Source organism: Hahella sp. HNIBRBA332 (genome assembly GCF_030719035.1).
Lineage (GTDB): Bacteria > Pseudomonadota > Gammaproteobacteria > Pseudomonadales > Oleiphilaceae > Hahella.
Genome location: NZ_CP132203.1, coordinates 3,270,820 through 3,285,220 on the forward strand (window position 1 = coordinate 3,270,820; position 14,401 = coordinate 3,285,220).

Annotated in this window: 14 protein-coding genes; 12 read left to right on the forward strand and 2 right to left on the reverse strand. The window is 54.6% G+C overall.

The annotated features are described in order from the left end of the window. Positions 1-33 precede the first annotated feature (33 nt). The 9 genes from tssB to O5O45_RS14455 all read left to right on the forward strand — a co-directional run bounded on the left by tssB (position 34) and on the right by O5O45_RS14455 (position 11,046). A complete protein-coding gene (gene tssB / locus O5O45_RS14415) occupies positions 34-567 on the forward strand; it encodes a type VI secretion system contractile sheath small subunit (protein ID WP_216739504.1) in 534 nt (177 codons plus the stop codon). Next, entirely contained in the window at positions 567-2,060 is a 1,494-nt protein-coding gene (tssC, locus tag O5O45_RS14420) for a type VI secretion system contractile sheath large subunit (RefSeq protein WP_305905907.1), read from the forward strand. Before tssB ends, tssC (O5O45_RS14420) begins: the two co-directional genes overlap by 1 nt. Before the next feature lie 129 nt (positions 2,061-2,189). Beyond that, positions 2,190-3,698 carry a type VI secretion system contractile sheath large subunit gene (gene tssC, locus O5O45_RS14425; protein ID WP_305905908.1) on the forward strand — a complete coding sequence of 503 codons (1,509 nt, stop codon included), beginning with the start codon at positions 2,190-2,192 and terminating at the stop codon, positions 3,696-3,698. A 9-nt stretch (positions 3,699-3,707) separates the two neighbouring features. Continuing rightward, entirely contained in the window at positions 3,708-4,199 is a 492-nt protein-coding gene (gene tssE / locus O5O45_RS14430; RefSeq protein WP_305905909.1) for a type VI secretion system baseplate subunit TssE, read from the forward strand. Beyond that, entirely contained in the window at positions 4,199-6,028 is a 1,830-nt protein-coding gene (gene tssF, locus O5O45_RS14435; protein WP_305905910.1) for a type VI secretion system baseplate subunit TssF, read from the forward strand. Before tssE ends, tssF begins: the two co-directional genes overlap by 1 nt. Then, complete coding sequence (gene tssG, locus O5O45_RS14440) at positions 5,992-7,113, forward strand: type VI secretion system baseplate subunit TssG (RefSeq protein ID WP_305905911.1); 1,122 nt, start codon at positions 5,992-5,994, stop codon at positions 7,111-7,113. Before tssF ends, tssG begins: the two co-directional genes overlap by 37 nt. Next, a complete protein-coding gene (gene tssH, locus O5O45_RS14445) occupies positions 7,110-9,869 on the forward strand; it encodes a type VI secretion system ATPase TssH (RefSeq protein WP_305905912.1) in 2,760 nt (919 codons plus the stop codon). Before tssG ends, tssH begins: the two co-directional genes overlap by 4 nt. Before the next feature lie 25 nt (positions 9,870-9,894). After that, positions 9,895-10,596 carry a transposase gene (locus tag O5O45_RS14450; RefSeq protein WP_305905913.1) on the forward strand — a complete coding sequence of 234 codons (702 nt, stop codon included), beginning with the start codon at positions 9,895-9,897 and terminating at the stop codon, positions 10,594-10,596. 36 nt (positions 10,597-10,632) lie between these two features. After that, the gene (locus O5O45_RS14455) at positions 10,633-11,046 is read left to right on the forward strand and encodes a VOC family protein (RefSeq protein ID WP_305905914.1); all 414 of its coding nucleotides are present in this window, start codon (positions 10,633-10,635) and stop codon (positions 11,044-11,046) included. A gap of 106 nt (positions 11,047-11,152) precedes the next feature. Here O5O45_RS14455 and O5O45_RS14460 read toward each other — a convergent pair whose 3' ends face one another. Further along, the gene (locus tag O5O45_RS14460) at positions 11,153-12,082 is read right to left on the reverse strand and encodes a LysR family transcriptional regulator (RefSeq protein WP_305905915.1); all 930 of its coding nucleotides are present in this window, start codon (positions 12,080-12,082) and stop codon (positions 11,153-11,155) included. Positions 12,083-12,200: 118 nt separating this feature from the next. Here O5O45_RS14460 and O5O45_RS14465 point away from each other — a divergent pair, with 118 nt between their 5' ends. The 3 genes from O5O45_RS14465 to O5O45_RS14475 are packed head-to-tail and all read left to right on the forward strand — an operon-like array spanning position 12,201 to position 13,210. Next, positions 12,201-12,497, forward strand: coding sequence for a putative quinol monooxygenase (locus O5O45_RS14465; protein ID WP_305905916.1), 297 nt, complete (start codon positions 12,201-12,203; stop codon positions 12,495-12,497). A gap of 43 nt (positions 12,498-12,540) precedes the next feature. After that, complete coding sequence (locus O5O45_RS14470; protein ID WP_305905917.1) at positions 12,541-12,789, forward strand: DUF2798 domain-containing protein; 249 nt, start codon at positions 12,541-12,543, stop codon at positions 12,787-12,789. A 34-nt stretch (positions 12,790-12,823) separates the two neighbouring features. After that, a complete protein-coding gene (locus O5O45_RS14475) occupies positions 12,824-13,210 on the forward strand; it encodes a RidA family protein (protein ID WP_305905918.1) in 387 nt (128 codons plus the stop codon). Positions 13,211-13,242: 32 nt separating this feature from the next. Here O5O45_RS14475 and O5O45_RS14480 read toward each other — a convergent pair whose 3' ends face one another. Further along, positions 13,243-14,316: a lipase secretion chaperone gene (locus O5O45_RS14480; RefSeq protein WP_305905919.1), complete on the reverse strand. Its 1,074-nt coding sequence runs from the start codon at positions 14,314-14,316 to the stop codon at positions 13,243-13,245. Between the last annotated feature and the right edge of the window lie 85 nt (positions 14,317-14,401).

Genomic DNA, 14,401 nt, shown 5'->3' on the forward strand with positions numbered 1-14,401 from the left:
GATACCTACAGCTAAATCAAAGAGGACCTAATAATGTCAGATAGCCTACAGGATAAATTAAACAGAGTCCGCAAACCGCGAGTGCACATTACCTATGATGTGGAAACTGGTGGTGCGGAAGTTAAAAAAGAGCTGCCATTTGTAGTTGGGGTCATGGGCGATTACTCAGGCGACAACACTGACGCCAAGAAATCCCTGAAAGAGCGCAAATTCGTCAACATTGACCGTGATAACTTCAATGAAATCATGGAGAAAGTCGCTCCTACTTTGGACCTCAAAGTACAAGACGAAATTTCCGGCGACCCTGACAAGCAAGTAGGTATGAGTCTCGCCTTCAATTCTATTGAAGATTTCGAGCCACAGAATATCGTTAAACAGATTCCAGCGCTAAAAGAGCTGTTGGAAGCGCGTAACCGCCTGCGTGACCTGCTGAGCAAGGCTGACCGCTCTGAAGAGCTGGAAGGCTTGTTGGAACAGGTTTTATCTGACGCAGACAAGATGGCGGTATTGAGCAAAGAAGTGGAAGAGCGTAGCCCGGCCAAAGATGAAGACGGAGGAGATGCCTAATGAGCGACGCAGAATTACAAGGTCAGGAATCCGGAGCAGCGGAAGAGTCCAGCTCCAGTCTGCTGGATATGGCGATCACCGCCACCAAGCAAACCGAGCCTGAGCAAGCCCAGGACCTGATCGCAAACCTGGCGAAACAAGCGGGCGCAGGTATGGTCAAATGGGACCGCAACCTCACCGTCACCATCAATAAAGCGATTGATCAGATCGATGCATTGATGTCCAAGCAGTTGGCGGCCATCATGCATGAAGACAAGTTCCAGAAGCTGGAAGGCTCCTGGCGTGGTCTGCACCACCTGATCATGAATTCAGAGACCAGCTCCTCGCTGAAAATCCGTATGTTGAACATCGGCAAGCGTGAGCTGTACAAAGACCTGGACAAAGCGGTTGAGTTCGACCAAAGCCAGATCTTCAAGAAAATCTATGAGTCTGAATTCGGCACCGCAGGTGGCGAGCCTTACGGCGCGCTGATCGGCGACTTTGAATTCTCTAACCACCCGGAAGACATAGAGTTGCTGCAAAACATGGCGGGCGTTTCAGCCGCTGGTTTCTGCCCCTTCATTTCCGCTGCTGGCCCACAGATGTTCGGCTTTGATGACTTTACCGAGCTCTCCACCCCGCGCGATCTGGAGAAAATATTTGAAACGCAGGAATACATCCCCTGGCGCAGCTTCCGGGATTCCGACGACTCCCGTTTCGTCACCCTGGTTATGCCGCGTGTATTGTCTCGCATGCCTTACGGCAGAAACGGCAAGTCCATCGAAGACTTCAACTACGAAGAGCTGCCGATCGACTCCAAAACCGGCAAGGCTGCTAATGTCGAGCACGACAAGTTTGCATGGATGAACGCCGCATACGTTATGGGCACCACCCTGACTCAGGCATTCGCTGAACACGGCTGGTGTGTGGCCATTCGTGGCGCGGAGAATGGCGGTAAAGTAACTGGCCTGCCTTCTCACTTATTCGTCAGCGATGACGGCGACGTTGACCAGAAGTGCCCGACCGAAGTGGGCATCACTGAACGCCGTGAAGCGGAACTGTCAAAACAAGGCTTCCTGCCTCTGTTGCACTACAAGAATACCGACTATGCCGTGTTCTTCGGTTCACAGACTTGCCAGAAAGCCAAGAAGTTCGACAAGGCCGATGCGACCGCAAACGCTGCGATCTCCGCAAGACTGCCTTACATCATGGCGACCTCGCGCATCGCTCACTACCTGAAGGTAATGGCTCGCGACAAAATCGGTTCCTTTATGGACGCCAAAGGCGCAGAACGCTGGTTGAACAACTGGATCAACACCTACTGCAACAGCAACCCTGACGCATCGCCCGAATCCAAGGCGAAGTATCCGTTGGCTGAAGCGCGTGTTGAGGTTAAAGAGAACCCAGAATCTCCTGGCTCTTTCAGCGCCGTCGCTCACTTGCGTCCATGGCTGCAAATGGAAGAGCTCACCACTTCTTTACGTCTGGTTGCGGAAATTCCTAAGTCTGGTTGATAAAACCGCTCAGGAACAGTAAGCGACATGCTTGGGCCGGGCCTGCTCTCTCAGAGTGCAAGCCCGGCTTAAATTTTAGAATTAAACCAATAAATAAACGTTCTCCGGGCAGACTTACGCAAATCCAAGATGCAGAATAAAGTATCTCCAAACGACACCCCCATGCCGTTTACCTACGGAGTTGTGCAGAAGCGCACGCAGGGGCCGAGCTCCGCCGAAGTGATCGCGCTCAAGAAGATACTTCAAATGATCAAACTTCCAGACTGGTGTTACGAGGACAAAGCCGCCGGTAAGCCGCTGGATTACGACTACCTGATTCTTTGGCTGCAAAGAGCCGTCGCCCAGATCGACAACAAGATCATCAACCAGGTCAACCATATACTTCACCACAGCAAGTTTCAGGATTTAGAGCGCGCATGGCGCAGCCTGTATGACGTGGTGAGCTATTCATATGGCCGCAAACTGGTGAAGATCCGCTTCCTGGATATCACTTGGTCGGAAATCACCAAGGACGTGAATCGCTCCGTGGAGTTCGACCAGAGTCAGTTATTCCACAAAATATACAGCGAAGAATACGACGTACCTGGGGGCGAACCCTACGGCATCATCGTGATGAATTTTGAGGTGTCCCACAAACCCTTTGCGGGACACCGTTTTAATGACATTCCCACACTGGAGCGTCTGGCTGAAATCGGCGCAGCGTCTTTCTCGCCGATACTTCTTAACGCTGCGCCCCAGTTGTTTGAAATGGGGAGTTTCCCGGAAATCACCAGTCCGATCAGCCTGAAGCAACTTTTCAGCGAGCAGGATTATATTGCCTGGAACAGTCTGCGCGACCACCCTGACACGCGCTTTTTAGGACTGACAATCCCTCGTGTGCTGATCCGCAACCCCTACTCCATACAAATCGCCCCGCACGGCGGTCTGCTTTTCTCAGAAAAGCGCGCACAGGCCTCCAATGAAAATTACCTGTGGGGATACGCCAACTTTGCGTTGGTCAAAGTATTGATACGCGAATTTACCGAAGTAGGCTGGTTTTCACACATTCGCGGCTTGCTTCGCGATCACATGGCGGGCGGCGCCGTTGACAACCTGGTGGTGGACGCCTTCGCTACGGACGCCAAGAAAATCGCGCACAAGCCGATCGTTGACGCCGTTTTTTCCGACGAACGCGAGCGCGCGCTCAGTGAGCATGGACTCATTGCACTCTGTCAGTGCTATGATGTGCCCATGGGCGTGTTTTATAGCACCCCTACCCTGCACCGTCCGAAAGTATTGCAGGACCGGATCGCCAGCGCCAACTCCAGGCTGTCCTCCCTGCTACAGCATGTTTTGTGCGGCTCCCGCTTCGCCCACTATATCAAAGTGATTACCCGCGATATGATCGGCTCCGTCAGGCGGGCGGAAGATTGCGAACGGGAATTACAGCGCTGGCTGACCCAATACGTAACCTCCCAGGAAGATGCGGACTGGTTCATGCAGGCGCGCTATCCGTTGCGTGAAGGCTCGGTGCAAGTCAAAGAGATTCCCGAGAAGCCCGGCTCCTTCGCCACGACCATTTACTTGCGCCCGCATTATCAGGCCGATCGTCTGGTGTCGGAGCTGCATCTGACGACAGAGGTTAACACCGCTAGTTAAGGGATTCGGATGTCGAAAATAAGTAAGAGCCAAAAACTGCGTCCTTCGGTGCTGGACCGGCTGATAGATGAAAGGCCGGACCTGAAAGTTGAACCGGAAAAGAATCGCCATCAGGTGCTCAACGAGCTCCGCGAATCCGTGCGCCGCGATCTTGAGGACCTCCTCAACACGCGCTATCGTCCTATCTCCGCATCCGACAATCTGCGTCAGTTGGACGAGTCGCTAATCAACTACGGCCTGCCCGACCTGCACACTATCAACTTCCTTAGTGCGGAAGGTAAAAGTCAGTTCTGCCGCACAGTGGAACAACATATCGCCATGTTTGAGCCCCGCTTTAAGTCGGTCAGGGTCATCACCCTGGATGAGGACTGGGCGGAGGGCGCCACCTTGCATTTCCGCATCGAGGCGGTGTTGTTCGCCGAACCTGCTCCCGAGGAAATCTCCTTTGATTCCTCACTGGAGCCGATTTCGGCTATCGTCAACGTTCAGGAGGCGCGTTAATGAGTGACGAATTATTACCCTATTACGAGAAGGAACTGGCTTACCTGCGCCAGTCCGGCGCGGAATTCGCCCGCGTACATCCCAAGATCGCCGGTCGTTTGCGCATCTCCGGCGACGTGGTGGAAGATCCCCACGTTTCACGCCTGTTGGAAGGCGTGGCGTATTTAAACGCCCGTATTCAATATCGTTTGGAGGATGACTTCTCCGAACTTTCAGACGCCCTGCTCGACCAGCTCTACCCACACTACCTGCGCCCGATACCCTCTATGGCGGTAGTGCAGTTCAGAGCGGCGAAAGACCTTGACGGGCCATTGCATGTCGCGCGTCATTCACGTTTGGAGAGTGACGTTTTCCAGAATAAGGTGTGTCGATTTAGTACTGGTTACGACCTGGATCTGCTACCTGTCGAAGTCACCAAAGCGAGCCTCAAGGAGCGCCCTTTCATCGCACCGGGATCGCAGACCGTGCAAGGCGCCTCCGCGGTGATTCACGTACGCCTGGAAGGCTTTGCGCCGGAAATCGATTTGGGCCAATTGCCGCTGGATAAAATCCGCTTTTTCCTGCGCGGCCAGTCGCAATACGCCTATTCGCTCTATGAGCTGCTGATGAATCACTGCGTGCAGATCGTCGCCGCCAAAGGCGCCGACGACGTCAACCCCATGTTCCTGCACAGCAGCTGTCTGCAACCGGTTGGTTTCTCCGAAGATGAGGCGCTGATTCCTACGCCGCCGCAATCCTTCCCGGGGTATCGTCTGCTTACCGAATACATGGTGTTCCCGGAAAAATTCCTGTTTGTCGACCTGACCGGACTTGGCGAGCGCCTGAATGAAAAGTTCGGCCCCAACCTGGATTTGTATTTTTATCTGAACAAATCCCATGCGGAGCTGGAGCGCAATCTGGAAGCCAGCAACTTCGCCCTGGGTTGCACGCCGATCATCAACCTTTTCAAACACCGCGCTGAGCCCATTGATATCGAGCATGATCAATACAGCTATCCGATCATTCCCGACGCGCGTTTCCCGGACAACTATGAAGTGTATTCCATCGACCGCGTCCAAGGGTTAACCGGCGATGGCAAGAAAAAGGAATATAAACCCTTTTATGGCTTAAGCCACTTTGATATCGGTCGAGAAACCCAGCTTTTCTGGCATGCCCAGCGCTATCCAAAAATCGGCGGCGAGCTTGGCAACGAGCCCGGCAGCGAGCTGGAAATATCTCTCGTAGACCTGAATTACGCGCCGGCGAATTTATCCGACGAGACCCTGACCGTCGACGTGATGTGTTTCAACCGAAATACACCGGAGAAACTGCCCTTTGGCGGTGGACAGCCTCGTTTTACCTGTCTGGACGTAGGCGTTTCCTTACGCGGCATCGACTCTTTGACCCACCTGACGCCAACAGTACGACCGCCGTTGCGGGATGGCGCGCGCTGGCGCCTAGTGTCGCATCTGACATTAAACTATTTATCGCTCGATAGTCCGGAAGCCATTGACGTACTTAAGGAAATTTTGGCGCTATATGATTTTCAGGACAGCGCGGCCTCACGGGCGATCATCGCCGCCGTGGTCAACGTACAGACCCGACCGATGACGGCGCCGATCACTATCGGCGGCAAAACCACTGTGTGCCGTGGGGTGGAAATCGAAGTCACCTTTGACGACAACCTGATGTCAGGCAACAGCACCTTCCTGTTCGCCTCGATACTGGAAAGGTTCTTCGCCATGTATTGTTCGATTAACGCGTTCACCCGATTAATTGCCCGCATCAAAGGGCGACAGGATATTCTCAAGAAATGGCCACCGAGAATCGGCTCCCAGCCTCTCATTTAGCCAAACGGCTGCAGCAGGACCCCTGGCGGTTCGATTTTTTCCAGCTGGTGCGTCTGCTGGAGCATTTCGACTCGCAGGATACGCGACCTCGCACTCCCCTGGGCGGATTTTACCCGCCCAGGAACGAACCTGTGCGCTTCGTTGTGAATCCCAGCATGGGCTTCGAGGGCGGCGCTGTAGACAAGATCACCCGCGGTGGAGATAAGTCGCTGGCGTCTCGCGATCAGTGGTCAATGGCGGTGAATTTCTGGGGACTGGTCGGCTCCCGCGGCGTACTGCCGTTCCATTATCGCGACCTGATATTGCAGCGTCTGCGGCAGAAAGATAAGTCGATGAAACACTTCTTCGATTTACTGGACCACCGTACGCTATCGCTGTTTTACCGCTCCTGGAAAAAGTACCGCATTCCGCTGACTTTCGAGGCCAATCACCAGCTTGATCCCAAATATAACCGCGACCGCCATGCTGAGATGATCAAGGGGCTGATGGGTCTGGCCAGCATGCGCAGCGCCAAGTTCTATCAGCCTTCCGGGGATATCTTCAACGTCGCGGGTCTGATGAGTCGCGGCGTGTGTTCCGCTGAAGCGCTGTCGCAAGCTATTCGTCAGCATTTTGGCTTGAAGGTGAGCATCCTGCACTTCCGTGGACAATGGCGACGCATGCCGGACGACGTGCAAACCCGTCTCGGCGGCAGCCGCTTCCCCGGCGTGAATCACTGTCTGGGGCAGCAGGCCATTCTGGGTGAAAAGACCTGGTCAGTGCAGAACCGTTTCACCGTCCACTTCGACGACATCGACTACCCACGTTTCCTTTCCATCGTTTCCGGCACGGAAATCCTGGGGGCCATGTACAAGCTGATTCGAACTATGGCAGGGGTTGCTCTAGACTTTGACTTATCGCTTAAAGTCCGACAGGACCGACTGCCAAACAGCCAGCTTGCGCACCCGACCGCGCCGCCGTTGCTGGGCTGGAACTCAAAACTGTTTTCAACACGACAACAAGATCGGTTCATTACCGTGTCTGTATCCCGGCACGCAATGCAGCGAACTATAGAAAGACTACAAAAGAAAAGGGAAACCTTATGATTGAGTTAAACTTACGCCAACTCATTGAACCCACCACTTCCGTCGTACGCAAATCGCTGGAAGATGGTTTGCGTCTGGCCCAGCAGGAGCGTCACAGCTCACTGGAAATCGAACACGTGCTGCTGAAGGTGCTGGAGCAAAGTGACAGCGACCTGGACCGAGTGCTCGAGCAACTGGGCGTCGACATCGGCAAAGTCAGCAGAGAACTGAGCCAGACCATAGGCAAATTTCACCGCGACAACCCCCGGGATATGGTTCCCTTTTCGCCATTGGTGGTGGATGCGCTGAAAGCCGGTTGGCTGCTGGCGTCAGTGGAAATGGGCGTAAATTTCATCAGCTCCGCGCATCTGTTTGCAGCGATCATGTCGCACAACACCATGCGCAACCAGTTGCTGAGCTCAGTCAAAACCTTGCAGGAAATCTCCCTGGAAAAAGTATTGCCTGCGGTGAAAGCCGTCACCGGACAATCCTCCGAGAGCCGCGCCTACCTGAAGGCGGCCGCGGGCGGCGGCGCCCCAGCCGCGCCAACAGCGCAAGGCGGCGCGTTGCAGAAATATACCGTCAACCTGACGGAAAGAGCGCTGAACAACGAAATCGATCCCGTACTGGGTCGCGATCCGGAAATCCGCCAGTGTATCGACATCCTGACCCGTCGCCGTCAGAACAACCCAATCCTGACCGGTGAAGCCGGCGTCGGTAAAACCGCCGTCGTTGAAGGCCTGGCGCTGCGCATTGCGCAAAAAGACGTTCCAGAGCCCCTGCAGGGCGTACATATCCATGTTCTGGATCTGGGCTTACTGCAAGCCGGCGCCAGCATGAAAGGCGAATTCGAACAGCGCCTGAAATCCGTTATTGAGGAAGTCAAAGCATCTCCTGTGCCCATCATCATGTTTATCGATGAAGCGCACACCATGATCGGCGCAGGCGGTAAAGAAGGCCAAGGCGACGCCGCCAACCTGCTCAAGCCTGCGCTGGCGCGCGGCGAGCTGCGCACCATCGCCGCCACCACTTGGGCGGAATACAAGAAATACTTCGAACGCGACCCTGCTCTGACCCGCCGCTTCCAGGTGGTGAAAGTCGAAGAGCCGTCTGAAACCGTCGCAATCGACATGCTGCGCGGCATTTCGAAAATCCTGGCGATACACCACAATGTGCGCATCTCCGATGACGCGATTATCCAGGCGGTGAAACTGTCCGCCCGTTATATTCCTGGCCGCCAGTTGCCGGACAAAGGCGTGAGCCTGCTCGACACCGCCTGCGCCCGCGTATCCCTAAGCCAGAGCGCCACGCCGTCATTGATCGAGGACACCCGTCGTCGCATCCAACAGATCGACACTAACCTCGACCTGATTTCCCAGGAAAATATCTCCTCCGGCGAATATCACGAGACCTTGGATCTGCTCACCGAAGAGAAAGCCGTTCTGGAGGCCTCTCTCGCCGCCCAAACCGAGCAGTGGGAAAAGGAAAAAGACTTGATCGCCAAGATCCTGGAAGTGCGCAACAGGCTGGAGCAGGACTACCAGGCCAAGAAAGGCGCTGAAGACGCTGGCGACCGCCTGAGCGACGAAGAAGTCGCCGAATTGCAGGTGGAGTTCAAGAATTTGTTCGCCGCCCTGGCGTCCGCACAAGGGGACCAGCCATTAATGATGCCTCATGTGGATGGGCAAGCTGTGGCGGAAGTTGTCGCCAACTGGACCGGCATCCCGGTCGGCAAGATGGTGAGCGACGAGATCAACGGCATTCTGAATCTGCATGAGCAATTGGAAAAACGCGTTATCGGTCAGTCCCACGCCCTGGAAGCAGTCGCCCAGGCGATCCGCACCTCACGCGCGGGTCTGACGGACCCACGCAAGCCCATCGGTGTCTTCCTGATGGTTGGTCCCTCTGGCGTAGGTAAGACTGAAACCGCTCTGGCGTTGGCGGACACGCTGTTCGGCGGTGAGCAGAACCTGACTGTCATCAACATGTCCGAGTTTAAAGAAGAGCACAAAGTTTCCATGCTGTTGGGCTCTCCTCCCGGCTATGTGGGCTATGGCGAAGGCGGCGTGTTGACGGAAGCCGCCCGCCGGAAGCCCTACTCTGTCATTTTGCTGGATGAAATGGAAAAGGCCCACCAAGGCGTGCAGGACGTGTTCTACAACCTGTTCGACAAAGGCACCATCAAAGATGGCGAAGGCCGCGACATCGACTTCAAGAACACCGTCATCATAATGACCTCCAACGCTGGCGAAGAAGCGATTCGCGCTATCTGCGCGCAGTCAGAAGAGAGGCCTGAGCCGGATGTCATGCTCGACAGCATGCGCCACGAGCTGCTGAAGTACTTCAAACCCGCGTTTTTGGGTCGCGCCAACGTGATTACGTATTATCCGTTAGACGACGAGAATCTGTTCAAAATCTGTCGCATCAACATGGATCGTATTGCGCGCAGAGTACGCAATCACTACGGCGCCGCATTCACCTACGACGAAGACGTGCTGCTCAACATCGTTGCACGTTCGCAGGAAGTGGATACCGGCGCGCGTAATATCGAACACATACTGAACCGCACCGTGCTGCCAGAACTGTCCACCGAATGCCTGAGCAGACTGGCGAACGGGGAACATATCGAGCATATCCACATCAGCGCCACGGAAGAAGGTAACTTCGGTTATCTGTTCAATGCAGACGCCGCTGCGGCAGCGTCTGCGGAACCGCAGGCGGTGGTGGATACTGATGTTGATGCAGACGTGGATGCCGATGCGGACGCAGCCGAATAATTAACAGGAGTGCAACTGGACGCGCATGGCGAGAAAAACACGATTTAATCTTACCGGCCATCCACAACTTATCATGCAGCGGGGGCACAATCGCCTCCCCTGCTTCTTTGATAAAGAGGATTATCTGTACTTCCTTGAATGCGTGGGCAAGGCGTCTGAACAATATCAGTGCTACGTGCATGCGTACGTGTTGCTGAAAAATGAGTTCAACTTGCTGGTCACGCCGCACATTGAAAACGGCATCCCTCAGATGATGCAGTCTTTAGGACGCCGTTACGTGCAGTATGTGAATCACCGCTACCACCGTAGCGGCACGCTGTGGGAAGGCCGTTATAAATCCAGCCTGATTGATTCCTCCGGCTATATGCTGACGTGCTATCGCTATATCGACTCCCTGGCCGTGTTCCGCGGCCTGGCGCCGAATGAGTCGGAATACCCCTGGTCAAGCTATCATGCTCACGCCAAGGGTGAAGACGAACTCGGTTTGATTCGTAACCATCCCATGTATACCGATCTTGGGGATGACGCGGAAGAACGTCAGCAGTCGTTCCTGGATCTCATGCAGTACGAGATGGAGCCCTGGATACGCCGGCATATCGAGCAGACATTACTTAATGAACTGGTACTAGGCGGAGACCGCTTCATCAACCAGATTGAAGATCTGGTGGACCGACCTGTCCGGCCGATGAAACGAGGCCGCCCCCCGAAAGACGCAGCGAAATCCTGATCGGATTCGCTCACTCCCAATGTACATGGAGGCGCAATGAAACCAAGAATAAGCATGATCACACTGGGCGTTGAGGACTTGCAGCGCTCCGTGGACTTCTACGAGAACGGCCTGGGTTTGCCCAAGATGCCAACGGAAAGCGCCAATGTGGCGTTTTTCACGCTCAACGGGACCTGGCTGGGCCTCTACCCTCGTCACTTGCTGGCGGAAGATGCGACAGTTCCTGACGATGGCTCAGGCTTCAAAGGCGTCACTCTCGCCCACAATCTGGCGTCCAAGGAAGAAGTGGACGCACAGATCCAACAAGCCATCGAGGCCGGGGCCAAACTGACCAAACCCGCCGAAGACACCTTCTGGGGTGGCTACTCCGGCTACTTCGCCGACCCTGACGGCCACCTGTGGGAAATCGCCTGGAATCCTCACGCCTGGGTTGGGCCTGAGGATAAGTAAACCTAACGGTACACGAGGATAAGCCCGCTAGGCCGTGAAGGCTGATAGCCATCCGATAGCGGGTTATTTCTTTGCATACCGATTGACTCCACACCTGCTTTCCACCTCAGTTCATCCTCTCCATTTCAGGCAATTCACCAAGCAAACTCGGTATGCGCCGGGTTTCTTCCGTCAGGAAATCCAGTAACAGCTGGGTGCGTCTAAGCAGGATATTACGGTCGTTCCATACTACATGCACTTCCCTGTGGGCCCCTTCCCAATCACTCAGTATCTGTCGCAGGTCGCCGCGTTGCAGATCCTCCCAGACCAGGGAGACAGGGCATAACATCCACCCGCCACACGCCTTTAGGATATCGACCGCCAGGGAAAGATCATTGATGTGAGCGCGTGGACGCCAGTCAATATCGATCTGCTCACCTGTACGGCGGTGACGCAGACGACGCATACTTTCGGATATTGAGGCCACCCAAGGCCAGCGCGCCAGCTCTGCAGGGTGTAAGTCCACGCCTTGCGCTTCGATTTGCGCGGCGGTATCCGGTGTCGCCACCAGTACCGTGCGAATAGAACCAAGGAGTCTTTGTCGCAATGCGGAATTTGCTAGCGGCCCGACACGCACTGCGAGTTCCGCTTGTGAACCGGTGAAATCTTCCACCCTGTTATTAAGCTGCAGCGTCAGCTGAATGTTGGGATAACGGGACATAAAATCCCCCCACAAAGTACGCAGAGGTCCATTGGCCAAATTCACCGGGGCCAGCACTCGGACTTCGCCCTCTTCCGCTGAAATATCCTTCTTTATCAACGCCATTTGTTTATCGAGACAGGACAGGTGCAGATACGATTCATCAAATACCTTTTGTCCCGCAGCAGTCAGTTGCAACCGTCGCGCGGAACGATGTAACAGCTGGCACCCCAGTTCGGCCTCCAGCTTCTGCACTCGCCGCGTCAGCGTCGGCGCAGGAACTCCGGCAGCCGCAGCAGCTTTAGAAAAGCCGCCAAGTTCCGCCACTTTTATGAATAACGCCAAGTCATCAAGCATGATTTCAAATTTGGAATTTAAGATTTAATTTATGCCGGTATATTCTATTTTTGAATAGCAATAGCATGTCCGCCTTAGTGAATAACGTCAACCCACCGCAACAAGTAAGAGGCCGAACATGCCCCATCATCTAACCGCCCACATTCGCACTACAGAAGGAAGCGATCCGGATTCAGTCCGCCGGGAGCTGGCGCAGCTGCAGGCAGACACACAGAAAGAAGCTGGCTGTCTGACCTTCCAGATTTTTCAGGACGCCGCCAATCCCACTCACTTCGTTCTTTGGGAGTCCTGGACAAGTCCAGATGCGCTAGACCAGCACTTCGAGCATGAACACACTCAGCGCTATATGGCTCTCAATCTGACGCAAGTTGAGAAAATAGTTGTGCATACGCCGGTCAATCAAAGCACAAGTTGACCAGAAGATTTGATGCTCCGTTAGTAATCAGTAGGAGAACTTTATGTCGGTAAAATTTCGTTTTTTCTACAGCCTGACGATGTCCTTGGCGCTCAGCTTTTTGATGAGCGCATGGGTGACTTTTCTCAACCTGGGTTTACAAAGGGATTTCACCGCGCACTGGATGCACGCATTTCTGTTGGCGTGGCCGACCGCCTTCACCATCGCCTTCGCAATGGGACCCACGGTCAACAAAATAACCGAGAAACTGATAGCGGCGAGCGCCACATTGGGTCGCAAATCGGGTTCTTAATTAATGCAAAAGCGCAAACACTGAGTATCAGCACATGGAAAAGAAACCATCGATCCGGCGCCAAAATTACGCGGCGCTAGGGCAGCCTGTTGGGCCTTATTGTCACGCTACCGCGTTCAACGGCATGCTATTCATCAGCGGGCTGACGGCGTATGACGGCAGTGGCGCCAGCAAGCCTATAGGACAACAAATCGACGCTATTTTCGCTCAAATCACGCACATTGCTGAAGCAGAGGGCGTCGGTTTGGACAGGATTTTAAAGGTGGCCGTCTACATCAAGTCCACTGAGCATCTGGCGGCAGTGAGGGAAGGCCTCAGCAGGCATTATCAGGGCGCCTTTCCCGCCAGCACTCTGATGGAAGTGAGCCGCTTTTTCTCTCCGGAGGTGGACATAGAGATTGAAGCGGTAGTGGCGCTTTAACAGCGCCGCCGCCTTTAAGCTATGAGCGTCATTCAAGGTTTATCGTATTGCGCGGCTTTCCTTTCAATGGCGTCGTAACTCTCCACCAACTTCAATTCCTCTGAGGTAAACAGGCTGTTGCGCAACTGTGTGAGCCCAGCGATGGTTTCCGCATCGGTGCGCGCAGCGGCCTGGATATCCTGTTTGCGCCGTTGGTAATCACCCAGACGAGCGCGCCACTCCTCTTCCCTCTGATAGTAAGTAATAATCTTTTCCGCTTTCTCGTCGCTAAAGCGCCCTCGCAAAGCTTGTCGTACACTGTCGGCGCTGTACCCTTCCCGGTACATGCGTCGCGCTTCCCGAGTCAAACTCTCCCGCTGCGCGGCCTGGCGATGGGCGTCGCGCATCTGCGCGGGCAACTTTTGCTGCAAGGCTTCCACTTGGCTGGCCTTCTCCTTGTCGCTCAACTGAGCGTCCGCCTTCACTTGCATAACCGCCAGCGCATAACCGGAATAGGCTTCATCCAGACCAAAAAATGCGTCGACTACATCCGGGGCGAATATTTGCCGACGTAGAGACTTCAACTGCTCGAATGTACTCTCCATCACTGATGCGTAATATTCATAGTTCTGACTCTCCGCCGGCGCCAACGGCGCCGCCATCAACTCTCGTATACGCTCCTGATAGGAGATGTAATCGTTCAGCAAACCCATCGCCTGGTCCGCAGCCGGGGCCGGCAATCGGTCATAGATACGCCGCTTAATTTCCGCAACCACCTCCTCCGGCGTACGCTCTCCGACAGCGAGGAAGAAGTAATCGAAAAAGTCCTTCACCTGTATGTCCATGATCAAAAGACCATTCTCATCCACTCGCAAATCACCGTCGATATCCGTCCCAGCCAGGGCGCGGGCGAAGTTTGCGCCATTCCATACTGGCGTCGTCATTGGCGGGTCGGATTGACGAGGCTTGGACGCCTGCTCGTCGCCAGACGCATCAGACTGCGCTGGCTGGAGGCCTTCTGGATTCACTTCCGCGGCGATGGGTGACTCGGTCAAGTCAGGTTGCAAGAGCAATAACGCCGCTGCAGTGAGAGCTGCGACGCACAAGGCGAGGGAGAGTTTCTTCATGGCGAGGTTCCTTTTTATTTTTATTACGTCCTGATTGTTATAACGTCCTGTTGCGATTACTCCGGTGGGCAAATCGCAGCGCACC